The 331-nt window shown below is 50.5% G+C and carries 1 protein-coding gene; it reads left to right on the top strand.

Going from position 1 to position 331, the window contains the following annotated elements; all coding sequences use genetic code 11:
• The coding region (locus tag CWC16_RS19475; protein ID WP_249929320.1) for a rhodanese-like domain-containing protein at nt 1-318 on the top strand (318 nt) is incomplete at its 5' end.
• Nucleotides 319-331 lie beyond the last annotated feature (13 nt).

The following is a 331-nucleotide window of genomic DNA, read 5'->3' as shown; positions in this document are numbered from 1 at the left end:
TGGGATGCCCGGTCGGCTGGTGAATACCGGGGCGAAAAAGTTTTCTCGCAAAGGGCTGGTCACATTCCTGGTGCCGTGAACCTTGAATGGACTCTGGCCATGGATCATGAGCGCAATCTAAGAATTCGCAGCGACATAGCTGACATTCTTGAGCAACTGGGCATCACCCGGGATAAGAACGTGATTACTCACTGTCAAAGTCATCACCGTTCTGGCTTCACCTATCTGGTGGGTAAGTCTCTGGGATTCTCTATTAGAGCTTACGATGGCTCCTGGTCAGAGTGGGGAAACCTGCCAGATACGCCTATTGAAGTCTGAAACGATTTATCTC

It is taken from the genome of Pseudoalteromonas sp. S3776 (genome assembly GCF_005886915.1).
In the GTDB taxonomy this organism is placed as follows: Bacteria; Pseudomonadota; Gammaproteobacteria; order Enterobacterales; family Alteromonadaceae; genus Pseudoalteromonas.
This window is presented reverse-complemented; position numbering and strand designations above follow the sequence as displayed.